The sequence below is a fragment of the Paracoccus acridae genome, from assembly GCF_014642735.1.
GTDB classification, from domain to species: Bacteria; Pseudomonadota; Alphaproteobacteria; order Rhodobacterales; family Rhodobacteraceae; genus Paracoccus; species Paracoccus acridae.
The window spans coordinates 1-21,819 of the sequence record NZ_BMIV01000023.1 but is presented as its reverse complement, the minus strand read 5'-3'; the positions used below and the strand labels follow the sequence as shown (position 1 = coordinate 21,819).

The 21,819-nt window shown below is 66.6% G+C and carries 21 protein-coding genes; 9 read left to right on the top strand and 12 right to left on the bottom strand.

Going from position 1 to position 21,819, the window contains the following annotated elements:
* The first annotated feature begins 157 nt into the window (after positions 1-157).
* Complete coding sequence (locus IEX25_RS17730; protein ID WP_188716886.1) at positions 158-1,750, top strand: glucose/sorbosone family PQQ-dependent dehydrogenase; 1,593 nt, start codon at positions 158-160, stop codon at positions 1,748-1,750.
* A 345-nt stretch (positions 1,751-2,095) separates the two neighbouring features.
* Here IEX25_RS17730 and IEX25_RS17725 read toward each other — a convergent pair whose 3' ends face one another.
* Both IEX25_RS17725 and IEX25_RS17720 read right to left on the bottom strand, forming a co-directional pair.
* A complete protein-coding gene (locus tag IEX25_RS17725; RefSeq protein WP_188716884.1) occupies positions 2,096-2,584 on the bottom strand; it encodes a metallophosphoesterase family protein in 489 nt (162 codons plus the stop codon).
* 267 nt (positions 2,585-2,851) lie between these two features.
* A complete protein-coding gene (locus IEX25_RS17720) occupies positions 2,852-3,814 on the bottom strand; it encodes a LysR family transcriptional regulator (protein WP_188716882.1) in 963 nt (320 codons plus the stop codon).
* Between the two features lie 108 nt (positions 3,815-3,922).
* On the opposite strand from IEX25_RS17720, the gene IEX25_RS17715 reads away from it, so the two are divergent.
* The 4 genes from IEX25_RS17715 to IEX25_RS17700 all read left to right on the top strand — a co-directional run bounded on the left by IEX25_RS17715 (position 3,923) and on the right by IEX25_RS17700 (position 8,209).
* Positions 3,923-4,984 carry an LLM class flavin-dependent oxidoreductase gene (locus tag IEX25_RS17715; RefSeq protein WP_188716880.1) on the top strand — a complete coding sequence of 354 codons (1,062 nt, stop codon included), beginning with the start codon at positions 3,923-3,925 and terminating at the stop codon, positions 4,982-4,984.
* Between the two features lie 3 nt (positions 4,985-4,987).
* A complete protein-coding gene (locus IEX25_RS17710; protein ID WP_188716878.1) occupies positions 4,988-5,788 on the top strand; it encodes a flavin reductase family protein in 801 nt (266 codons plus the stop codon).
* Positions 5,785-6,972, top strand: coding sequence for a CaiB/BaiF CoA transferase family protein (locus IEX25_RS17705; protein ID WP_188716876.1), 1,188 nt, complete (start codon positions 5,785-5,787; stop codon positions 6,970-6,972). The genes IEX25_RS17710 and IEX25_RS17705 overlap by 4 nt, the downstream gene beginning before the upstream one ends.
* 79 nt (positions 6,973-7,051) lie before the next feature.
* Positions 7,052-8,209: an acyl-CoA dehydrogenase family protein gene (locus tag IEX25_RS17700; protein WP_188716874.1), complete on the top strand. Its 1,158-nt coding sequence runs from the start codon at positions 7,052-7,054 to the stop codon at positions 8,207-8,209.
* Positions 8,210-8,281: 72 nt separating this feature from the next.
* Here IEX25_RS17700 and IEX25_RS17695 read toward each other — a convergent pair whose 3' ends face one another.
* From IEX25_RS17695 to IEX25_RS17655, 9 genes are read right to left on the bottom strand one after another with little or no spacing between them, the layout of a single operon-like run.
* A complete protein-coding gene (locus IEX25_RS17695; RefSeq protein WP_188716872.1) occupies positions 8,282-9,784 on the bottom strand; it encodes a tripartite tricarboxylate transporter permease in 1,503 nt (500 codons plus the stop codon).
* Between the two features lie 8 nt (positions 9,785-9,792).
* Positions 9,793-10,251 carry a tripartite tricarboxylate transporter TctB family protein gene (locus IEX25_RS17690; protein ID WP_103174481.1) on the bottom strand — a complete coding sequence of 153 codons (459 nt, stop codon included), beginning with the start codon at positions 10,249-10,251 and terminating at the stop codon, positions 9,793-9,795.
* 51 nt (positions 10,252-10,302) lie between these two features.
* Complete coding sequence (locus IEX25_RS17685; RefSeq protein WP_188716870.1) at positions 10,303-10,965, bottom strand: carboxymuconolactone decarboxylase family protein; 663 nt, start codon at positions 10,963-10,965, stop codon at positions 10,303-10,305.
* Positions 10,962-12,116 (bottom strand): SDR family NAD(P)-dependent oxidoreductase, encoded by a 1,155-nt coding sequence (locus tag IEX25_RS17680; RefSeq protein WP_188716868.1) that lies wholly within the window; start codon positions 12,114-12,116, stop codon positions 10,962-10,964. The genes IEX25_RS17685 and IEX25_RS17680 overlap by 4 nt, the downstream gene beginning before the upstream one ends.
* A 7-nt stretch (positions 12,117-12,123) precedes the next feature.
* Complete coding sequence (locus IEX25_RS17675) at positions 12,124-12,879, bottom strand: SDR family NAD(P)-dependent oxidoreductase (protein ID WP_103174490.1); 756 nt, start codon at positions 12,877-12,879, stop codon at positions 12,124-12,126.
* 14 nt (positions 12,880-12,893) lie between these two features.
* Positions 12,894-13,847, bottom strand: coding sequence for an acyl-CoA dehydrogenase family protein (locus IEX25_RS17670; RefSeq protein WP_188716867.1), 954 nt, complete (start codon positions 13,845-13,847; stop codon positions 12,894-12,896).
* Positions 13,844-15,052: an acyl-CoA dehydrogenase family protein gene (locus IEX25_RS17665; RefSeq protein ID WP_188716865.1), complete on the bottom strand. Its 1,209-nt coding sequence runs from the start codon at positions 15,050-15,052 to the stop codon at positions 13,844-13,846. Before IEX25_RS17665 ends, IEX25_RS17670 begins: the two co-directional genes overlap by 4 nt.
* Before the next feature lie 3 nt (positions 15,053-15,055).
* Positions 15,056-17,179 (bottom strand): acetate--CoA ligase family protein, encoded by a 2,124-nt coding sequence (locus IEX25_RS17660; protein WP_188716863.1) that lies wholly within the window; start codon positions 17,177-17,179, stop codon positions 15,056-15,058.
* Between the two features lie 3 nt (positions 17,180-17,182).
* Complete coding sequence (locus tag IEX25_RS17655) at positions 17,183-17,953, bottom strand: enoyl-CoA hydratase/isomerase family protein (protein ID WP_103174485.1); 771 nt, start codon at positions 17,951-17,953, stop codon at positions 17,183-17,185.
* 199 nt (positions 17,954-18,152) lie between these two features.
* Here IEX25_RS17655 and IEX25_RS17650 point away from each other — a divergent pair, with 199 nt between their 5' ends.
* From IEX25_RS17650 to IEX25_RS17640, 3 genes are all read left to right on the top strand, one after another.
* A complete protein-coding gene (locus IEX25_RS17650; protein ID WP_229665416.1) occupies positions 18,153-19,103 on the top strand; it encodes an SMP-30/gluconolactonase/LRE family protein in 951 nt (316 codons plus the stop codon).
* A gap of 12 nt (positions 19,104-19,115) precedes the next feature.
* A complete protein-coding gene (locus tag IEX25_RS17645) occupies positions 19,116-19,556 on the top strand; it encodes a universal stress protein (RefSeq protein WP_103174486.1) in 441 nt (146 codons plus the stop codon).
* Between the two features lie 109 nt (positions 19,557-19,665).
* A complete protein-coding gene (locus IEX25_RS17640; RefSeq protein WP_188716861.1) occupies positions 19,666-20,634 on the top strand; it encodes a Bug family tripartite tricarboxylate transporter substrate binding protein in 969 nt (322 codons plus the stop codon).
* A gap of 42 nt (positions 20,635-20,676) precedes the next feature.
* Here IEX25_RS17640 and IEX25_RS17635 read toward each other — a convergent pair whose 3' ends face one another.
* Positions 20,677-21,471: an SDR family NAD(P)-dependent oxidoreductase gene (locus IEX25_RS17635; protein ID WP_229665414.1), complete on the bottom strand. Its 795-nt coding sequence runs from the start codon at positions 21,469-21,471 to the stop codon at positions 20,677-20,679.
* Between the two features lie 170 nt (positions 21,472-21,641).
* Here IEX25_RS17635 and IEX25_RS17630 point away from each other — a divergent pair.
* The coding region (locus IEX25_RS17630) for an enoyl-CoA hydratase/isomerase family protein (RefSeq protein ID WP_188716857.1) at positions 21,642-21,819 on the top strand (178 nt) is incomplete at its 3' end.

Sequence of the window (21,819 nt, the reverse complement as noted above, 5' to 3'; positions counted from 1 at the left end):
CCGATGGGATGGGACCCCTGCGCCTGCAGTCCAAGACGGTCCTGGCAGAGGGTTTTCGATCCGGGCGGCAAGGGCCACCCGCACCGGAACATCGGTGTCATCAGCGCGTTGACACAAGCCGATGCTTCCTTGTCCCCCGTCGATAGGAGCCTTGCCCATGTCATCCCGGAAAACCTTCTGTCTTTCAGCGGCCCTTGCTGCCTCGCTGTCGCCGGCCTTTGCCCAGTCCCCCGAAGACGTGACCCGCGCCGATTTTCCCTTTGACAAGGCGGTTCTGGTCCAGGGCCTAGGCAATCCCTTCCAGATCAGGGTCGGCCCCGACGGCTGGCTCTGGGTGACGGAACGCACCGCCGGCAGGCTGGTCCGCGTGAACCCCGAAAACGGCACGCTGCAAAGCGCCCATGAGTTCCAGCTGCCCGAGATCACCAGCGGCGCCCAGACCGGCGTGATGGGCTTCGCCTTCCACCCGGATTTCGGCAATGGCAGCAACCAGGTCTTCGTCTATCTGACCTACGAGGACGAGGCCCGCACCGACCCCACCCGCCCGGACAATGAAGACCCCTACCACGACATCTTCAACAAGATCGTCCGCCTCGATTACGACGAGGCGACGGGCAGGCTGTCGAACCAGACCGACGTGCTGACCGGGATCCCCGCCAACAACGACCACAACTCGGGCCGGATGGAGATCGGGCTGGACGGCATGATCTACCTGACGGTGGGCGACATGGGCCACAACCAGCTTGTGAACTGGTGCCGCCCGATCGAAGCCCAGACCCTGCCCACGGCCGACCAACTGAGCGCCGAGGATTATTTCGCCTATCAGGGCAAGGTCTTGCGGCTGAATCTCGATGGAAGCATCCCCGACGACAACCCCGAGATCGAGGGCGTCCGCAGCCACATCTTCAGCTATGGTCACCGCAATCCGCAGGGTATCGCCTTTGCCCCCGACGGCACGCTTTATTCCAACGAGCATGGCCCCGACTCCGATGACGAGATCAACCGCATCACGGCGGGCGGCAACTATGGCTGGCCCCATGTCGCGGGCCGGCAGGACGACCATTTCTATGTCTATGCCCAATGGTCCGAGGCGTCGGAACCCTGCGACCAGCTGGAATGGGTCGGGCCTTCCAAGACCATTCCCGAAAGCGTTCCCTGGCAAAAGGAAAGCGAATGGCAGGCGCCCGAAAACTATGTCGCGCCCATTGCCACCCTGTTCACCGTGACCGAGCCGCCCGAAGGCTGCGAGGATTTCGGCTACTTCTGCCGCCCCAGCATCGGGCCTTCGTCGATCGCCTGGTATGACGGCCCCGTGGCGGATCTGCAGGGGCGCCTGCTGTCCACCGCGCTGAAGCACGGCTCGATCTATGCCTTCGATCCTGCGGCGGGCGAAGGCGAGGGCTTCACCCGCTATTACCTGGGCCAGAACCGCCTGCGCGACATCGAGATCGCGGATGACGGACAGACCATCTATCTGCTGACCGACTCGCAAGGGGGGATCCAGAACGAACAGGGCGAAGGCGCCGAAGGCTTGGAAAATCCAGGCGCGATCCTGGTCTATACCGCCCGGGGCGAAACCCCTGCGGCGGGTGGGGCAGGCGCTGCAAGCGAAGCTGATCCAGCGGCAACCAAGGCTGGGGGCGACACGGGCAGCGATCAGCCCGCATCGGACCCCGAGGCTGCGGAACAGGAAGCCGAAAGCGGCGAGGCCGAAGGCAGTTCTCAGACCGCACCGGAGGGTGGAAACTGACAAGAACAGGCTGGCCCGTCTTCCCTGCAGGACGACGGGCCAGGCGTGATCGTGACACTTGCTTTCCATGGCCCTTGTGCATCGACGCTGATCGGACCGGCTTTTGCTATAGGAACACGAAGCTGAACAGGATCGCTGCGACGCCGCCGTTCCGGGCCGGGATGAAACTGTGCGGCGCATGGGAGAAGGCCGAAGATCTTCTGATAGTTGAAGAGGACCAGCGGGCAGGAAAGGGCAGGGGGAGTTCGAGCGACTGCGGTTCTTCGTGAGGATCTTGCCTCCGACGACATCCAGTGTCGGGCAGGCCTGGGGCGGTTCAGAACACCATGTCCGGGCGGAAGCAGGTCAAACCGGCAAGGGGTGGATCATGGCGCGGGGGCGGCCGGTCTCTTCCCACAGGAAAGCCAGCGTGATCGGCAGGCGAAAGCGGCGGGGGCCGGCTGCGCCGGGGTTCAGCCACAGGGTGCTGCCGGTTTCCTCGATGCCGGGCTTGTGGGAATGGCCCGAGATCACGACGTCCCACCCCTCGGCTCGCGGATCAGCCTGCAGGGCCTTGCGGTCATGGATCATGTGGATCCGCAGGCCGCCGATCGTGAGGCTCGCCGTCTCGGGCAGGGTCTTGGCCCAGGGGCCGCGGTCGATGTTGCCGCGGATTGCCGTCACCGGGGCGATGCGCGCCAGCGCTTCAAGATGGGTGGGATCGCCGATGTCGCCTGCATGCAGGATGCGGCCGACGCCGTCGAGAGCCTCCAGCGCCTCGGGACGGAGCAGGCTGTGGGTGTCGGAAATGACGCCGATGCGGTTCCCAGCAGATGGCAGGACAAGTGGTTGCATCAGGCAGCTCCTGTTGGTCATCACACGCCGGTCGCCCGTCAGCCCGGCAACATGGCAAAGAACGTGCCGCAACGGGTTCCTGCAACGGCATGTTCCTATTGCACAGCGCGGCTGGCACGCCGTAACGGTCCAATCTTCATCGGCGCCCGACCTGGCCCATATTCCGCCACGCGACAGGAACGGCTCGGCGGTCAGCACCAAGCCTAGGAAGCACACTTCAACTTGGGGCAACATGACAAGTGGGACACGCGGGCAGACATCGGTGCGCTACGGCCGATTGACCGTCAGCGGCTGACGCCAGACGTCAAAGCGGCGCTGCATTCCCGCAGTGCGCTCGATGACGAAATCAAGCATCGTCCGGATTTTGGCAGGGACAATCGGGGTATCCAGGAATGTCGCATAGATTCCCTCCTCGAAAGTCGAGTTCGTGACATTATGATCCGGCAGCAGATGGACCAAGTCGCCCTGATCAAGCCAGTTCGCGACCGTGTAATCATCAAGCAAAGCCACCCCTTGCCCTGACAGCGCCAGGTCCAACAGCACCATGCCATTGTTGGACACATGCCTGGGGGCGATCTCCAGATCCTCATCCCTGACCTCGCGATCCTTGCTTTTCCTGCTGAACCGCCAGTTATAGACGTCCCCAGGACGCATATACGCCAAAAGGTCGTGGTGGTGGAGATCGGCCGGGCTTTCCACCGCAGGCCTGTCGGCCATATAGGCGGGGGACGCGACCAGCAGGCGCTTGGATTCGAACAGCTTGCGCCGCTTCAGCCCGGCCTCGGCCGGGGGCGAGATGCGGAAGTCGATGTCGATGCCCTGCCGGCGCAGGTCCACCTTGTCCTCGCCCAGGGCCAGCTCGATCTTGATCTGGGGATACAGTGCCGCGAATTGCGGGATCAGCGGGGTCAGGACGCCCAGGCCGAACATCGTGCGCGAATGGATGCGCAGCACGCCCTGGGGCTTGGTGCTGATGGCGCTGATGCTGTCGCGGGCCTCGTCGATGCTCCACAGGATCGGCTCGATCTGGCGGGCATAGGATTCGCCCGCCTCGGTCAGGGTGACCTGCCGGGTGGACCGCAGCAGAAGCTGCACCCCCAGGTGATCCTCCAAGTCCCCGATGATGCGCGACACCGAGGTCGCCGAGGTCGCCGACAGCCGCGCCGTTTCCGTGAAGCTGCTGGTCTTGGCGACCGACAGGAACATTTCCATCGCCCTCAGCCGGTCCATCATTCCCCCATTATCTGCGGCATACCTCGTCATATTATGCGTATTCCGACGAACAGGCGAGGGAGTGTAGCAGTTACGCCAGCTTTTATCGTCGAGGAGGGCGGCAAGATGGATTTTGGTGTTTTCATTCTGGCCCAGCAGCGCGGCTATCACCAGTCGTCGCAGGACGTCATCAAGAACTCGGTCGAGCAGACCGTGATGGCCGAACAGGCCGGGTTCAGCAACGCCTGGTATGCCGAACACCACTTCAACAACTATTCGCTGTCGCCGTCGCCGCTGATGATGGTCGCGCATTGCGCCGCCAAGACGACGCGCATCCGCCTGGGCAGCGCCGTCTGCATCCTGCCGTTGTATCACCCCGCCCGCTTCCTGGCCGAGGTGGGCCTGGTCGATACCCTGTCAGACGGCCGTCTGGAACTGGGCATCGGGTCGGGGTACCAGCAGTTCGAATTCGAACGCTTCGGCATCAAGATCGAGGAATCGGCCGCCGTCTATGACGAATTCCTGGACGTCATCCCGATGGCCTTCAAGAACAAGGTCTTCGAATATCACGGCAAGCATATCGACATCCTGCCCAGTTCCATCGCCGTGCGCCCGGTGCAGGAACCGCTGCCGCCGATCTGGATCACCTCGGGCAACCCGGTGACGCTGGGGCGCGGCGTGCGCGAAGGCCACAATCTGTTCGTGACCGCGCTGCTGAACGGCAACGACGCCATCGCGAACCTGCGCACCCGCCTGGAAAAGGTGGCCGAGGGCGAGGGCAAGGATCTGGACCGCGACGTCCATTTCGGCTTCCTGCGCTGCGGCTATGCCAGCGACAACCAGGCCGAGATCGACGCCTATCTGGATTGCGCCCGCTTCCAGCGGCGGATTTCCGAAAGCCTGAAATACCGCCGGGCGCAGTCCGACGACGGCTACATGATCAAGGAAGTCCCCTCGGACACCGATCCGACCATGGAACAGCTCAAGGCGAACCTGCCGGTCGGCTCGGTCAACCAGGTCATCGACAAGCTGCTGGCGGAGATCGAGATCCTCAGGCCCAAGCACATCGCCTTGCAGACCCAGTTGGGCGATTTCGACCAGAAGACCATGCTGCGCCAGATCGAACTGTGGGGCGACCGGATCATCCCCGCCGTTCAGAAGGAACTGGCCCAGAAGGCCGCGGCCTGACCGATGCGCCTGTATCTTGGCGTATCCGGGGCGATCACCATGCTGGAGCCCGCGGATTTCCGCAGGCTCGACATCCTGGTCGATCCCCAGATCAACGGCCGCCTGGAGGGCGCCATCGCCCGGATCGGGCGGCGCGAGGGCGAGGGCCATGTCTGGCTGCATCCCCAGATCCTGCGCTTCCTGTCCGGCCATGCGGGCGAGGCGGAATGGGAAGCGGGCTTTGCCGGGATGCTGGCCTATGCCGCCAAGGCGGGCTTCACCAATGACGAAGGCCTGGTCCGCGCCCACATGGCCTGGGTCGAGGATCGCGAACTGGTCTCGACCGACGATTTCAAGGCGGCGATGCGCGCCCTGCCTGCGGGGATCGCGGCCATCACCACGATGGATGGCGACGGGCCGGCAGCGCTGATCGTGTCCAGCCTGACCTCGATTTCCGCAGAACCGCCGATGATCGGCTTTTTCGTCAACGAATCCTCGTCCATGGCGGCAAAGCTGCTGGGGGTGCAGAAATTCGTGGCGAATGTTCTGGGCCACGAACATCAGGGCCTGGTCCAGACCGTGCTGTCGCAGCCCCAGGGCAAGGCGCGCTTTGCTGACGGCATCTGGGCCGACGGCCATGCCGCGATGCCGGTCCTGCAGGACGCGGTTGCGGCGATGGAATGCGACATCGTCCACAACTGGCGGCTTGGCACGCATCGGCTGTTCGTGGGCTTGATCCGCAGCGCGAAAAGCCGGACAGGGGCCAATCCCCTGGTCAATTTCGGCGCGGGGATCCGCAGGTTGCAGCTTGAGGAGCAGGCATGACAGACAAGGGTGCCGTGGCCGGGGCCCTGGACGGGCTGACCGTCATCGACGCCAGCCGCGTGTTGGGCGGGCCCTATTGCGGCCAGATCCTGGCCGATCACGGCGCCCGCGTCATCAAGATCGAACCGCCCCAGGGCGACGAGACCCGCCACTGGGGCCCGCCCTTCCATGGCGACGCGGCCAGCTATTTCATCGGGCTGAACCGCAACAAGCAGGGGATCGCGCTGGATTTCTCGACCCAGGAAGGCCGCGATGTCCTGGCGGCGCTGCTGGAACGGGCCGATGTCTTCATCGAGAACTTCAAGACCGGCACGCTCGAGAAATGGGGCCTTGGCCGCGCGGAATTGCAAAGGCGCTTCCCGGCCCTGGTCCATTGCCGCGTGTCGGGCTTTGGCGAGGATGGCCCCTATGGCGGCCGCCCGGGCTATGACGCCGCGATCCAGGCCCAGGTCGGGTTGATGAGCGTGAATGGCGAACCCGGCGGCAAGCCCACCCGCATGGGCATCCCCGTGGTGGACATGGTGACGGGCCTGAACGCGGCCGTGGGCGTGCTGCTGGCCCTGCAGGAACGGACGAAATCCGGGCAGGGCCAGTTCGTCGAGGCCGCGCTTTACGACTGCGGCGTCTCGCTTCTGCATCCGCATCTGCCGAACTATTACCTGGGCGGCGGCTTGCCGAAGCTTGCGGGCAATGCCCATCCCAACATCACCCCCTATGACACCTATGCCTGCAAGGACGGCGACCTGTTCCTGGCGGTGGGCAACAACGGGCAGTTCGCGAAGCTGTGCCAGTCCTTGGGCATCCCCGAGGCGGCCGCGGATCCGCGATATGCGACCAACGCCCTGCGCAAGGAGCACCGCCCCGAATTGCGCGCGCTTCTGGAAGGCGCGCTGTCGGCCTGGGCGGTGAACGAGGTCGCGGAACGGCTGGTCACCTCGGGCGTGCCCTGCGCGCCGGTGCGGACCATCGACCAGGTGGTCGATGACCCCCATACCCATGCGCGCGGCATGATCGTCGATCTGCCCGACGGTTATCGCGGCACGGCAAGCCCCATCAAGCTGGAACGGACGCCCGCCACCTATCGCAGGTCGCCCCCGTCCTTCGCGGGCGATACTGACGCGGTGGCCCAGGACTTCGGCCTGGCCGACGGCGACCTGGCCGGGGCCTTCATCCGCAAGCCCTGAAGGCCAGCCGGCGGATCCAAGCCCGCGGCACCCCTGCGGCGCCGCGGTTCGACATGTCACAAACACATAGGGAAGAAGCATGGCCCTGGATCAGGAAACCTTGGATCAGCTGCGCGACATGGTGCGCCGCTATGTCCGCGAACGGCTGGTTCCGCTTGAGGAAACGGTGGCCGAGACCGACGACATCCCCGCCGATGTCGTGGCCGAGATGCAGGAGATGGGCCTGTTCGGCATGACCATCCCCGAGGAATACGGCGGCATCGGCCTGAACATGTCCGAGGAGATCCAGATCGCCTTCGAACTGGGCTATACCTCGCCCGCCTTCCGGTCGCTGATCGGCACGAACAACGGCATCGGCTCCCAGGGGCTGATCATCGACGGGACCGAGGAGCAGAAGGCGAAATACCTGCCGCGCCTGGCGTCGGGTGAATTGATCGCCTCCTTCGCGCTGACCGAACCGGGGGCGGGATCGGATGCCGGATCGCTCAAGACCTCGGCCCGGCGGGACGGGGACCATTACGTCCTGAACGGGACCAAGCGCTTCATCACCAATGCCCCGCGCGCGGGCCTGTTCACCGTCTTCGCCCGCACCGACCCGACCAGCAGATCGGCGGCGGGCGTGTCGGCCTTCCTGGTCGAGGCGGGAACGCCCGGCCTGACGGTCGGGCCGCGCGACAAGAAGATGGGCCAGAAGGGCGCCCATACCGCCGACGTGATCTTCGAGGATTGCCGCGTCCCGGCCGATGCCATCATCGGCGGGATCGAGGGGCAGGGCTTCAAGACCGCGATGAAGGTGCTGGATCGCGGGCGGCTGCATATCTCGGCCATCTGCACGGGGGCGGCGGAACGGCTGATCGACGATTCGCTGCGCTATGCGATGGAACGCGAGCAGTTCGGCGCCCCCATCGCCGACAAGCAGCTTGTCCAGGCCATGCTGGCCGACAGCCGCGCCGAGGCCTATGCCGCCCGCTGCATGGTCGAGGAAACTGGCCGCCGCAAGGACGCGGGCCAGAACGTGTCCGAGGAAGCGGCCTGCGCCAAGATGTATGCGTCCGAAATGGTGGGCCGGGTCGCGGACCGCGCGGTGCAGATCCATGGCGGCGCGGGATACATGCAGGAATATGCGGTGGAGCGCTTCTATCGCGATGTGCGCCTGTTCCGCATCTATGAAGGCACGACTCAGATCCAGCAGACGGTGATCGCCAAGTCGATGATCCGCCGGGCCAAACAGGGCTGATCCGAGACCCCTTCAACGAAAAAGGCCGCCGGTTCGCCCCGGCGGCCTTTCTGTTTTCTGCCGCGCCCGCCCTCAGGCGTTGGCGCGGGCGGGCATGATGAAGCGCATCAGATAGCGGATCACGAAGAAGCCCACGATCGCCAGCGTGCCGAAGACGAAGACCGCCGCGATCGGACGGTCCAGGAAGGACGAGAAATCGCCGTTCGTCACCGTCATGGTGCGGCGGAAGTTTTCCTCGATCATCGGGCCCAGGACGAAGCCCAGCAGCAGCGTCGCCAACTCGAACCGCAGAAGCTTCAGCACGATGCCGACGATCCCCGCGCCCAGCAGGATATAGATATCCAGGACCGAGCTGCGCACCGAATAGATGCCCACGCAGACAAAGGCGATCATGATCGGATAAAGCAGGTGATAGGGCACCTTCAGCAGTCGCACCCACAGGCCCACCAGCGGGATGTTCAGCCCGACCAGCAGGATGTTGCCCACCACGAAGGACGCGACCAGTCCCCAGAACAGGTCGGGATGTTCGGTGATGACCTGCGGGCCGGGGATGACGCCATGGACCATCAGCACGCCCAGCATCATCGCCATGACCGCATCGCCGGGGATGCCCAGGCTCATGGTCGGGATGAAGGCGGTCTGGACGGCGGCGTTGTTGGCCGCCTCGGGCGAGGCGACACCGGCGATGGCGCCATGGCCGAACTTCTCGGGCGTTCTGCTGATGCGCTTTTCCACGGCATAGGAGATGAAGGTCGCGATCATCCCGCCGGTGCCGGGCAGGGCGCCGAAGAACGACCCGATCCCCGTGCCGCGCAGCATCGGCCAGGCGCTTTCGCGCCATTCGGCCCGGCTGGGCAGCATCGACCGCAGGGTGATCCGTTCTTCCGTGACCTTGCCCTCGGGTCCGCCGCGGGCGGTGGTGATGATCTCGGGCAGGCCGAACAGGCCCAGGGCGATGGCGACCAGCGACAGCCCGTCGAACAGTTCGGGCAGGTTGAAGGTGTAGCGCGAGGTGCCGCTGTTCATGTCGATGCCGACAAGGCCCAGCAGCATCCCCACGAAGACGATGATCAGCGATTTCAGCGGCCGCCCCGTGGACAGCATGGAGGCCGCGACAAGGCCGAAGACCATCAGCGCGGTATATTCCTGCGGCCCGAACTTCATGGCGATGTTGGCCAGGGGCACGGTCAGGACCGCCAGCAGCACTGCGCCGATCATGCTGCCCACAAAGGACGCGATGGCGGTGATGAACAGCGCCAGGCCCGCCTTGCCCTGCTGCGCCATCGGATAGCCGTCCAGCGTGGTCACGACGCTGGTGACGGTGCCGGGCAGGTTCAGCAGGATCGAGGCGGTCGAGCCGCCATAGGCTGCGCCGTAATAGATGCCCGCCAGCATGATGACCGCGAAATTCGGGTCGATGTGATAGGTGATGGGCATCAGCATGGCCAGCGTGGCCATGGTGCCAAGGCCCGGCAGGACGCCCACCACCGTGCCCAGAAGCACGCCAAGCCCGCAGTAGAAAAGCCCCTTCATCGAAAGGGCGACGGAAAGTCCAAGAAGGATGTTCTCGATCATGGCGTGCCTCAGATCGCGAAATACTTGAAGGGCAGGGACAGCCCCCAGACGAAGATCGCCGCGCAGGCAAGCGCGGTCAGGGCCGACAGCAGCAGCGCCGTGGGAATGTGGCGCTTGTCGGAGGCGAAGGTCGACAGGAAGGTCGAGAAGAAGATCGCGGGCACAAGGCCGTTCCGCTCGATCAGCAGGGCGAAGACGACCAGCGAGGCGCAGATGATCAGGACCGACAGGGGGGCGGGGCGTTCCTCGCCAAAGCTGACGGGTTCGGCGCGCCATGCCACGAAGGCGTAAAGCAGGCCCATCAGGATCAGCCCGACCGAGAGGATGCGCGGAAAATATCCCGGCCCCATCTCTCGGATCGTGCCCATGTCATAGCCGGCGCCCTGCACATAGGCGAAGATGCCCAAGGCGGTGACAAGGCCTGCACCGACCAGGTCGGGAAGGCGCTGACTTATATGCGTTCTCATGATGTCCTCCCATTTTCGGGCTGCCGCCTTCCTCCAGCGGAATCCCGATGACTACGTTTCAGGCGTGGCACTTGTGAAAAGCTGGGCGCCCATGGCGGTCCCGTGAACGGAAAGATGGGCGCCAAGCTGGATGGCCTGCAGCAATTCCCCCTGCGCCGCCCCAAGGTCAAGGGCCTGGCGGATCGCGCGGCGCAGCCCGCCTTCCTGAAAGCCGGTGAAGCAGGCGAAAAGCGCGGTCCTGATGATCGCGCGTTCCACGGGCTTCAGGCCGCCGGGCCTTTCCAGCGCCTGTTCGAAATCGCGCAGGGTCCGCGCATAGGCGGGCGACAGCGCGGCAAGACCGTCGCCGGACGTCGCGACGCCCAGTTCCTCGGCCAGGATATCCGCGCCCGCCCGAACGCATTCAAGACCCTGGGCGGACAAAAGCGCGAAGACGTCCATCAGGTCCGCCTCGGTCGCCCCGGCCTTTAGGGCCAGGTCCATATGCGTGCGCAGCCCGTTGGCATAAAGATGCGTGGCCGAGGCATCCAACGCGACATAGATCAGTTCGACCATGCGCGGCGTCAGCGGACCCTGGGCCACGGCCTCGCCCGCGTAATCGGCATAAGCCTGCACGAAGTCGGGGCGGGTCTTCAGCAGCGCCTCGACCCAGGGGCGCCAATAACCGCGCCGGGCGATGAAGTGGTCGCGGATCTGCTGTTCCCGCGGGGTCATGGCGCACTCCGGGCGGATGTCAGCACCTGGCCGGTCAGGAAGCCCGCGCGGGCGATCCAGTCGATCAGCACCGGGTCGGGGCGGCCCTGGACCGCGTTGACGCGGCGGCCCTGGGGGCCAAGCTCGCAGGCCAGCGTCGCCACCATCATCCGCAGGGTGGCGGCCTGTCCGCGCGCCGCGGGGTGTGGGTCGTCATCGGCGGGCAGCAGCAGCGTCAGGCTGACCGCGCCTTCGGTGGCCGCAAAATCGGCGGCCGCCGCGCGCAGGGCCTGCATCGGATCGGGCGCATGGCGGGCGCGGCCATCGGCCACGGCCTGCGGCGTGGCGCCGGGGGGAAAGGCGGATGACAGGTCGTCGGCATGGCGCAAGGCGAAACCCGCGTCCGGGGCCAGTTGCCCGGACGTGTCCGGCCCCGGCGCATAAGCCACGCTGCCGCCGAAGACCGAGGAGCCGCCATCGACGCTGAGAACGCAGCCCCGCAGCGGCGGATCGGCAGGGGCGGCCAGGAAGAACAGCGCATCGGCCATCTCTTGCGGGGTGCCCATGCGGCCCAAGGGGATCTTGGCGACCGCGCGGGCCGGGTCAAGCTGGCCCCCCGCGATCAGGCGGTCCACCAGGGCCGTGCGGATGAAGCCGGGGCAAAGGACGCTGACCGCCAGATCGGTCCGCGCATCCGACAAGGCCATCATCGCCGCGATCAGGCCGGCCTTGCTGGGGCTGTATCCGCCGCGCAGGGGAATGGCGCGCAGACCCGCCCCCGACGACACCGCGACCACGCGCGCGCCATGGGCCAGCCGGCCCTCAAGCGCCGCCAGCATCCGCAGCGGAGCCTGCTGGTTCAGCGCCAGGGCCGCGTCCAACTCGCCGGGCGTCAGGTCCGCGATGCCGCGGCCCGGCGTCCCCGATGCGCCCGCGTTGCAGATCACCGCCGCGACCGGCCCTTCGATCGCGGCCAGGGCGGCATAATCGGCATCCCGCGTCAGGTCCATCGCCACGGCCTGATGGGATCCGCCCGGCAGGTCGGCCCGCACGGCGGCCAGGCCCTCGCCATCCAGATCGAGCAGCACGCAGGTCCAGCCGGCATCGGCGAAGATCCGGGCGGTTTCCCGTCCGATGCCCGATGCAGCCCCGGTGATGACGACCTTGTTCAAGCGTGCCTCAGATATTGGTCAGGGTGACGCCGCCATCGACCAGCAGCGCCTGCGAGGTGACGAAGCCCGCATCGTCGCTGGCCATGAAGCAGATGGTGCGGGCGATGTCCTCGACCGTTCCAAGACGGCCAAGGGGCGTGCGGGCGATGCGGGCCGCGTCGCGTTTTTCGTCGCGGTTGCGCATCGTGCCCTCGGTCGGGACGGCGGACGGGCAGACGGCGTTCACGCGGATGCCGCGCCCGCCCAGTTCGGCGGCCGCCGCGCGGGTGATGCCCAGGATGCCCGACTTGATGCCGGAATAGACGACCGAATTCAGGGTGGACCGGAAGGCGGCTGAGGACGCGACGTTGACGATGGCCCCGCCCTTGTCGTCCATCGCCGCGCTTGCGGCCTGGATGCCCCAGATCACGCCCTTGAAGCCGATGTCCAGCATCCGGTCCATCGTGTCGAGGCGGATGTCAGGAATCGCCTGGTAACGCACCCAGGCGGCGTTGTTGACCAGGATGTCCAGCCGCCCGCCCTGGGCCACGGTGTCATCCACGGCGGCCTGCACGCCTTCGCGGGTGGACAGGTTCTGGACCACGCCGAATGCCTGCCCGCCCTCGGCCCGGATCAGATCCAGCGTCTCGGCGACGAATTCGTCCTTGAGGTCGTTCACGCCCACCACCGCGCCGCGCCGGGCCATCTCGATGGCGGTCTGGCGGCCGATGCCGTTTCCGGCGCCGGTGATCAGGGCCACGCGGCCTTCGAAATCGCTGGACATGGTTTTCCCCTTCGTCATGCGGCCCGGATGAAGTCTTGCGCGACCTGACGGGCCAGGCGGCCGGCGCCGAAGGCGGTCTCGATCTTGCGGATGTCGCGCAGCGAATAATGCAGCGGAACTTCCCAGGTGAAGCCCATGCCGCCATGCAGGTGGATCGCCTTTTCCAGCGTCCAGATGGCATTGCCGACCGCGCCCAGGAAGGCGGGCCGGGTGTCGCGGGGATTGCCAAGCTCGTCCCGGGCAAGCGACCGGGCCAGGGCGGCGCGGCTCATTTCAAGCAACAGCTTCATGCGCGCCAAGTGATGGCGCACGGCCTGTTTCGACGACAGGGGACGCCCGAACTGCACGCGCGCGGCCAGATAGTCGCTGGACAGGGCCAGGGCATTCGCCGCGGCCCCGGTGACGAAGCCGCCATACAGCGCCTCGCCCGCGCGGCGCAGGTCGGCCATCTGCTCGCCACTCAGAGATCCGATCTTGCGGGCGGCGCCGACATCCAGCCAGATCTGCGGCGCATCCGGGTCCAGCAGGGGGGTCGGTGTCGCCGTCAGGCCCGCCCGTTCGATCAGGTCCGCGCCCTGGCCGGTGGGCACCAGAACCACGTCGCAGTCGCAGTCGTCGGAGAGGCGCAGCAGCCCGTCGCGGGCGCCTTCCCAGCCGATCACGCCCAGGGCTTCGCCTGCGGCGATGCGCCCGGCGATGTCCTGCCCGGCAAAGGCCTGCGCCAGCAGGATCTGGTCCAGCAGCGGAAAGCGCAACTGGCCCGCGCCCGCTTCCTCGGCGATGGCCAGGGCGAAGGACAGGCCAAGCGCCATCCCGCCATCGTCTTCCTGCGCGCAGACGCCGGTCAGCCCAGCCTCGGCCAGGATGCGGGCGGCATCGCGGGCGGGCTTGCCCCTGGCCTCGGCAATGGCGGGGCGGGCGGCTTCGGCAAGCTCGGCGGGAAGAAGGCCGTGGTCGTCGCTGCTCATTTCTGCAGATCCTTCGGCAATTTCAGGATGCGTTGCGCGATGATGTCCAGCTGCACTTCGGTCGTGCCGGCATAGATCGTCTCGGCCCGCGCAAACAGATAGGCGGTGGTGAAGTGGTCGCGGATCCGCTGCGCCAGGCCCGAGGATCGCGGCGTGACATGGCCGACCAGATCCAGGGCCAGGCCGGCAAAGGCCTGGTGGCATTCCGACCAATAGAGCTTCGACAGCGACCCCCGCGCGCCGATCTGCGCGCCGTCCAGAAGCTGTTCCACAGACCCTTCGACAAAGCCCTTGAGCGCGTCGATCTGGCCCAGAACCTGCCCGATCCGGTCCCGGACCGCGCCGTCGTCCAGCAGCACCGCCAGTTCCGGGTCCGATTTCAGGCCGCGCAGCAGGGCGCGGAGTTCGGTTTCGAACCGCCACGGGCGATACATGCGGTTGGTCGCGCGTTCGATGGACAGCACGCGGATCGCGGCGTCCCAGCCTTCGTCGGGCGCGCCCAGCCGGGCCTCGTCGGGGACGATCACGTCGTCGAAGAACACCTCGGCGAAGGAAACCTTGCCGTCGATGGACTTGATCGGGACGACGCGGATGCCCGGCGTGGACATGGGCACCGCGAACATCAGCATCCCCTTGTGGCGGTCCTCGATGGTGCCGGTGCGGGTCAGCAGCAGGCAGTAGTCGGCCTTGGACGCGCCCGAGGTCCAGATCTTCTGCCCGTTGATGCGCCAGCCGCCGTCATGCGGGACCGCGCGGGTCCGCAGCCGGGCCAGGTCCGACCCGGCATCGGGTTCGGAAAAGCCCTGGCACCACATGTCCTCCAGCGTCAGGATGCGGGGCAGGAAGGCCTGCTTCTGGTCTTCGGTGCCCACGGCCATGATGATCGGCCCGGCCAGTTCCTTGCCGACCGAACCCGCGCTTTCGGGCATCATGACCGCGCCGATTTCCTTGTTGGCGATCAGGTGTTCGCGCAGGGTCAGGCCGTGGCCGCCATATTCGACGGGCCAGGTCATGCCCGCCAGGCCCGCGCGATACATCCGCGCCTCCCAGGACACCGATTCCTCCAGCGCGGGCGCGCGCCAGTCGGTGCTGTCCGCGCGCATATGGGCGGGCAGGTTCGCCGCAAGCCAGCTGCGGGCGTGCAGACGATACTCCGCAGGGGCCATCGCCTGAAGGGACTTGGTGAAGACAGGCTGCACGGTCATGGCTTACACCTTCGCATGGGGGATCATCAGGGCATCGAGCGCCACGACGCCTTGACCCTCTGCCCGGACCAGGACCGGGTTCAGGTCGATTTCGGCCACGTCATCCGCGTGGCGGCAGGCGAATTCCGACAAGGCCGACAGGGTGCGGGCGGCGGCGGCGACATCGCCGCGTTCGCGGCCCCGCGCGCCGTCCAGGATCGGGAACATCTTCAGCGACCGGATCATGGCGTCGGCCTGGGCGGGGGTCACGGGGGCGGGTTCCAGCGCGACATCGCCCAGGACCTCGGCAAAGATGCCGCCCATGCCGACCATCACCACCGGGCCAAAGACCGGATCGCGCGAAACGCCCATGATCAGTTCCGTTCCCGCGCCCGCCATGGGCGTGACCAGCACGCCGTCGATGCGGGCGCCCGGCACATGGCTGCGGGCCGAGTTCAGGATGCGGTCATGCGCCGCGCGCACGGCGTCCCCGTCGCCCAGGTTCAGGGCGACGCCGCCGGCCTCGGTCTTGTGGGGAATGTCCTCGGACAGGATCTTCAGGACGACCGGATAGCCCATCGCATCGGCCGCCTGCACGGCTTCGTCCGCGGACTGAACGGTGGCCTCGGGCAGGATGCCGACGCCGATTTCCGCCAGGGCCTTCTTGGCCGCGTTCTCGTTGCGGAAGACGGCGGGATCGACGGGCAGGCTTTCGCCCGTCCAGCGGACGGCATCGCCGCCAGGCCCGGTCAGCCGCGACAGGCCCGCAAGCCCGTTCGCCGCCGCGTCGATGCCCGCGAAGACCGGGATGCCAAGGGCGTTGATCTCGGCCACGGCGTCAGCGGGACCGGCGCTGATGACGGCCAGCAGCCGGTCGGGATGGCTTTCGCGGATCCGGGCCAGGGCTTCCAGATAGACCCCCCGCAGCCGCTTGTTGTAAAGCGACAGCGACAGGAACAGCAGCGTCGCGTCGGTGTCGGGCTCCTCGATCAGGGCCGATAGCATCTTGTAGAGGATGTCGGGACGGCTGGACATCTGGGCCGAGGCATCGACCGGGTTGTTGGTGCCCGCCGTGGGAACCGCCTCGTTGATGCGGGCCTTGGTCGCGTCGGACAGCGGCGGCAGGTCCAGTCCCGCCTTGGTCGCGGCATCCGCCATCATGATCCCGAAACCGCCCGAGGCCGCGACCAGCGTGACGCGCTTGCCCTTGGGCAAACGGTCCCGGCCCAGGATCGAGGCCGTGTGGCCCATTTCCAGCAGCGCCTCGATGCTGCGGACGCGCAGGGCGCCGTGGCGGCGCAGCACCGCGTCGATCACCGCGTCCGACCCGGCAAGCGCCCCGGTATGGGACGCGGCGGCGGCCTGGCCGCTTTCGGTTTCGCCGATCTTCAGCACGATCACCGGCTTGCCATTGGCACGCGCCAGATCCAGGGCCTGCGTCAGGCGCCCACCGTCCCTGCAGGTTTCCATGCAGCACAGGATCACGCCCGTCTGCGCGTCCCGCGCAAGCGCCGCGATGCCGTCGGCCACGTCCACATCAGCCTCGTTCCCTGTGGCGATGAAGTGGCTGACGCCCAGGCCGCGCAGGGCGACGTTCTGGACGATGAAGCTGCCGATATTGCCCGATTGCGACACGATGCCGACATTGCCCGCCTTGGGCATGCTGTCTTCCAGCACGATCGAGAAGGATCCGATCACGCCATTGGCGACGCTGAAGCTGCCCAGGCAGTTCGGCCCCAACAGGCGCATCCCCGCATCGCGGGCGATGCCCAGAAGTTCGTCCTGCAACGCCTGCCCGTCGGGCCCTGCCTCGCCAAAGCCCGAGGAAAGGACCACCGCCCCCCGCACGCCGCGCGCCGCGCAGTCGCGCAGGGCATCGGCGGTGGCCGTGGCGGGCACGACCAGGATGGCAAGGTCCGGCGCCGTCGGCAGGTCGCGGACGGAGGGATAGGCCGTCAGCCCCTGGATCTCGCCCCCGCGCGGGTTCACCGGATAGATCGGGCCGCGATAGCCATATTTCTTCAGCAGGTGGATCGGCCGCCCGCCGATCTTGGTGATGTCGTCCGAGGCGCCGACGATGGCGATGCCATCGGCCCCGAAGAAGGCGTCGAGGCCCTGTCCGGGCATGTCCGCAAGATCCCTTGGCATGGTTCAGCGTCCCTTGAAGACGGGCTTGCGCTTTTCGAGGAAGGCCATGCGGGCTTCGCGGGCATCCTCGGTCCTGGCAAGCGCCATGGTGAATTCCTGTTCGAAGCGATAGGCGTCGCGCTGCGGCATCACCTCGACCATGTTGGCGGCGCGCTTGGCATAGATCATGGCAAGCGGCGACTTGCCGGCGATCTCGTGCGCAAGCTCCATCACGGTGGGCATCAGGTCGGATTCCGGCAGGGCGGCTTCGATGATGTGGCGGTCGGCCAGTTCCTGCGCGCTGATCCGCTGGCCGGTGAAGAACAGCCGCCGCAGGGTCGAGCGCCCGAACAGCGTCTTGAGCATGGAGGCCCCGCCCGCCAGGCCCACGTTGATTTCCGGCATCCCGAAGGTGGATCGGTCGCTGGCATAGATGATGTCGCAGGCCGCGGCCAGGCCGAAGCCCGCGCCCAGGGCCGCGCCGTTGACGGCGGCGATCACGGGCTTGGCGCATTCGCGGACGGCATTGCCGGTTTCGCGCGTGACGCGGTTGTGTTCCAGGAAGTCGCCGGGCAAGTCGGGATCGGGGCGGTCCTTCAGGTCGGCGCCCGAACAGAAGACATGGCCGCTGTTGGTCAGGACGGCGCAGCGGATGTCGTCGCGGGCCGAAACCTCGTCGATGATCGCGATGAACTGGCGCCGCATCTCTCGGCTGAGCGCGTTGACGGGCGGACGTTGCAAGGTGATGACGGCGACGTAATCGGCAACGTCAAGACGGACGTGTTCTTCGGACATGCTGGTTCCTCCCCCAGTTCCCGGCTGCTGCAGGGATCGGGTCGGATTACGTGTCCTTGCGCCGTTTTTGAACCGATCAGCGTGGCGAACAGTCTTGCGGATTCTGCAGAAGTGCAGGCAGGCTTGCGGATGTAATGGCTTCTGAAGGGGATAGACCCGAAAACCCGCATTTCCCGCGCAACAGGATCAGGACATTGCCATGACGCTGTCGATTTCTCCGCTGGGGGCCTTCCGGGCGCAGCTTGGGGAATGCCCGGTTTGGGACGGGGAAACCGGGATGCTGTGGCTGGTCGATGGGCGCGCGGGCCTGATCGTGGCCCTTGACCCCGAGACGGGCGAGGTGCGGCGGCAGATCGCCCTGCCTGCGCCGGTCGGATCCTTCGCGCTGAACGGCGACGGTCGGTTGGTGGTCGCGTTGCGGCGCAGCATCGCGCTTGTCGATCCCGCCACATCGGCGGTCGAGACCCTGGCCGAGCTTGAGGTGGATCACCCCAACCTGCGCCTGAACGACGGCGTGGTTCTGCCGGACGGCAGCTTCCTGGTGGGCACCATGCATATCTTCCGCGAACCGGGCGAGGCGCCGCTGGGCGGGCTTTACCGGCTGAGCCCGGATGGGGCGACGGTCAAGCTGGCGACCGGGATCGGCGTCACCAACGGCCCCCGCATGGGGCCGGACGGGTGCCTTTACGTTTGCGACAGCGCCGCGCGGCGGATCCTGCGCTTCGGCATCGGCGAGGACTGGAGCCTGGAGGCGCCCGAGATATTCGCCACCACCGATGCGCTGGATTCGGCCCCGGACGGCTGCGTCTTCGATGCGCAAGGCATTCTCTGGACGGCGCTTGTCCATGCGGGCGCCCTGGCGGGCTTCGACCCCCAGGGACGGCTGGTCCGCCGCATCGAGGTTCCGGTGGCCCATCCCGCGTCGCTTTGCATCGGCGGACCCGAGGGGGACAGGATCTTCGTCACCTCGATCAGCGACAGCGGCAGGTTGCGCGCCCAGGGGCCGCTTGACGGGAAGGTCCTGCGCATAACCGGCGCGGGCGTCTGGGCCCGGCAGACGCGCCGTGCCAATATCCGGGGCAGGGGACGGCAGGACATCCAGGTCGCGGCCGACCTGCCCGACGCCTTGGTCCAGAACGCTTGTTGTTGAAAGGAATCAGGAATGTACAAGAACATCCTCGTCGGTCTCGATGGCTCTCCCTTGTCGTTGCGCGGGCTTGACCATGCCTTGAACCTTGCCAGGACAGTGGGCGCGAAGGTCACGATGGTCACCGTGACGGAAATGTGGTCGGCCATCGACATGGCCAATGCCGTGCGCGAGGGGAATCCGGTCCAGAAATACGAGGCCGAGGAGGAAGCCTTCGCCAAGGCGATCCTGGACAAGGCCGCCGACCGCGCCACCCAGGCCGGGGTTGAATTCAAGACCGTCCATGTCCCCGACGAACATCCCGCCGATGGCCTGGTCGAGACCGCCAAGGCGGAAGGCGCGGATCTGATCGTGATGTCCTCGCATGGGCGCCGGGGAATGCGCCGCCTGTTCCTGGGCAGCCAGACCCTTGAAGTCGTGTCACATTCGACGATTCCGGTTCTTGTGATCCGCTGATTTCCCCAGCAATTCCCGCGAAATCGGCAGAACAGTCCATCGGAAATCGCCATATACCATGCGGTGCAATTTCTGCAGATTGCGCGACTGAGATGCATGGGAGGTTTGCATGACAACGAGGCGCAATCTGATTGCGGGTCTGGCCGTGGCGGCGTCGCTGGCCTTTGTTCCGGTTACCGCGATCGCGCAGGGCGACCCCATCACCATGGTGGTGCCCTATTCCGCCGGCGGCCCGGTCGATGGCCTGACCCGCCTGATCGCCGAGGGCCTGTCGCGCAAGACGGGGCAGACCTATCTGGTGGAAAACAAGCCGGGCGCGAACGGCATCATCGGCGCGCAATATGTCGCCAGCACCCGCACCCCGCAGAACACCCTGTTCGTGGGCGGCACGGGGCCCATCTCGGTCAACCTGCTGACCCGCAAGGGCCTGCCCTTCAAGGCCGAGGATTTCAAGCCCGTCTCGCTGGTGGCTCATGGTCCGATGGCGCTGACCGTGCCCGCCTCGGCCGAATACAACGACCTGGACGGCTTCCTGGCCGCCGCCAAGGCCAGCGAGAACCCGTTCCGCTTCGGCACCTTCGGTCCCGGCAGCCTCAGCCAGCTTTACGGCGCGCTGCTGAACCGCGAACTGGGCTTCGAGATGACCGAGGTCGCCTACAAGACCACGGCGGACGAACTCAAGGACATGATCGGCGGGCAGATTGACTTCACCGTCTCCTCGCCCTTCGGCGTGATCGGGCAGATCCGGTCGGGCGACCTGAAGATGCTGGCCGTCGCCAGCGAGGAACGCATCCCGCAGCTGCCGGAGGTGCCGACCTTCGCCGAACTGGGCCATCCCCAGCTGACGGGGTCGTTCTGGACGGGCATCTTCGCCCCCGCCGAAATGGACGACGCGCAGGTGCAGGCGATCAGCGCCGCCATCGACGAGGTCCTGAAGGAAGAGCGCACGGTCGAGTTCCTGTCCAACATCGCGCAATTCCCGGTGGGCGGCACGCCCGACGAACTGCAGAAGCAGCTGGACCAGGACCGCGAGGTCTGGGGCGCCATCGTCAAGGAACGCGGCATCGAATTGCAGTGATGTCAGGAAAAGGGGGCGGCGCAATCCGCCCCCTTTTACGTTTCAGCGCCCATAGGCGCGCGGAATATGCGACATCAGCGTTTGCGAGAAGCCGCCGTCCACGATGATCTCGGCCCCGTTGACATAGGATGACCGGGGGCTTGCCAGGAACAGGACGGCATTGGCCAGTTCGTCCGCATCCCCGATCCGGCGCAGGGGCACGACCTCCTCGCGGCGGCGGCGATCCTCGGGGTCGGCATAGAATTTCTGCGTCATGGACGTTAGGAACAGGCCGGGGCTGACGCTGTTCGTGCGGATCCCCTCGAGGCCCCATTCCACCGCCATCTGCTGCGACAGCATCAGGATCGCGGCCTTGGTCGATGAATAGCCACCGGATTTTGCCTGCGCGTTGCGCCCCGCGATCGAGGCGATGTTGATGATCGAACCGGGCCGGCCGGGGTCGCGGCCCTCGCGGAAGACCTGCGCGCATTGCAGATATCCGCCCAGGTTGACCGCGAACTGGTTCTGCAGCCGGTCCAGATCGGTTTCCGCCAGCGGGGCAGGCGCCGACAGCGCGGCATTGTTCACCAGGACCGACGGCTTGCCCAGGTCGGCCGCGACCTGGCCCGCAACATCGCGGATCTGGTCCTTGTCCCGGACATCGGCCGCATAAAGGCGCCAGGGGCTGCCGGTGCGGTCCAGATCCGCCCTGAAGCCCTCATCCACCTCGGCCGCCTGGTCCAAGAGCGCGACCCGCGCCCCGGCCCGCAGGAAGCCCAGGGCCATCGCGCGGCCCAGGCCGCCGGTTGCGCCGGTGATGATGCAGGTCGCGTCTTTCAATTCCAGCCAGTCTTGCACGGGTCCGCTCCTTGTCGTTTCCGCAGGGTTATAGGTGGGGCGGCTTCGGCCTGTCTTGCGAATGATGCAGTTCTTTTCGGCAGTTTCCGAAGGTTGTGTCCAGAACCTCAACCGGACAGGTTCCCCGCCCACAGACCCCCGCATTCGTGCGGCTTACTTGGGGATATAGCATGTCGGTCATCAGCATCACTCGGGACGGCGCGGTTGCGGTTGTGACGGTGGACAATCCGCCGGTGAACGCGCTGTCGCAGGCGCTGCGGCAGGGCTTGTGGGACGCGGTGGCCTCGCTGGACGCGGACGATGCCGTGCAGGCGGTGGTGCTGCTCTGCGCGGGGCGGACCTTTATCG

Bases quoted from the DNA above. Each gene is read 5' to 3' on its own strand.
- IEX25_RS17730 (WP_188716886.1), top strand. From the start codon at position 158: ATGTCATCCCGGAAAACCTTCTGTCTTTCAGCGGCCCTTGCTGCCTCG.
- IEX25_RS17725 (WP_188716884.1), bottom strand. From the start codon at position 2,584: ATGCAACCACTTGTCCTGCCATCTGCTGGGAACCGCATCGGCGTCATT.
- IEX25_RS17720 (WP_188716882.1), bottom strand. From the start codon at position 3,814: ATGGACCGGCTGAGGGCGATGGAAATGTTCCTGTCGGTCGCCAAGACC.
- IEX25_RS17715 (WP_188716880.1), top strand. From the start codon at position 3,923: ATGGATTTTGGTGTTTTCATTCTGGCCCAGCAGCGCGGCTATCACCAG.
- IEX25_RS17710 (WP_188716878.1), top strand. From the start codon at position 4,988: ATGCGCCTGTATCTTGGCGTATCCGGGGCGATCACCATGCTGGAGCCC.
- IEX25_RS17705 (WP_188716876.1), top strand. From the start codon at position 5,785: ATGACAGACAAGGGTGCCGTGGCCGGGGCCCTGGACGGGCTGACCGTC.
- IEX25_RS17700 (WP_188716874.1), top strand. From the start codon at position 7,052: ATGGCCCTGGATCAGGAAACCTTGGATCAGCTGCGCGACATGGTGCGC.
- IEX25_RS17695 (WP_188716872.1), bottom strand. From the start codon at position 9,784: ATGATCGAGAACATCCTTCTTGGACTTTCCGTCGCCCTTTCGATGAAG.
- IEX25_RS17690 (WP_103174481.1), bottom strand. From the start codon at position 10,251: ATGAGAACGCATATAAGTCAGCGCCTTCCCGACCTGGTCGGTGCAGGC.
- IEX25_RS17685 (WP_188716870.1), bottom strand. From the start codon at position 10,965: ATGACCCCGCGGGAACAGCAGATCCGCGACCACTTCATCGCCCGGCGC.
- IEX25_RS17675 (WP_103174490.1), bottom strand. From the start codon at position 12,879: ATGTCCAGCGATTTCGAAGGCCGCGTGGCCCTGATCACCGGCGCCGGA.
- IEX25_RS17670 (WP_188716867.1), bottom strand. From the start codon at position 13,847: ATGAGCAGCGACGACCACGGCCTTCTTCCCGCCGAGCTTGCCGAAGCC.
- IEX25_RS17665 (WP_188716865.1), bottom strand. From the start codon at position 15,052: ATGACCGTGCAGCCTGTCTTCACCAAGTCCCTTCAGGCGATGGCCCCT.
- IEX25_RS17660 (WP_188716863.1), bottom strand. From the start codon at position 17,179: ATGCCAAGGGATCTTGCGGACATGCCCGGACAGGGCCTCGACGCCTTC.
- IEX25_RS17655 (WP_103174485.1), bottom strand. From the start codon at position 17,953: ATGTCCGAAGAACACGTCCGTCTTGACGTTGCCGATTACGTCGCCGTC.
- IEX25_RS17650 (WP_229665416.1), top strand. From the start codon at position 18,153: ATGACGCTGTCGATTTCTCCGCTGGGGGCCTTCCGGGCGCAGCTTGGG.
- IEX25_RS17645 (WP_103174486.1), top strand. From the start codon at position 19,116: ATGTACAAGAACATCCTCGTCGGTCTCGATGGCTCTCCCTTGTCGTTG.
- IEX25_RS17640 (WP_188716861.1), top strand. From the start codon at position 19,666: ATGACAACGAGGCGCAATCTGATTGCGGGTCTGGCCGTGGCGGCGTCG.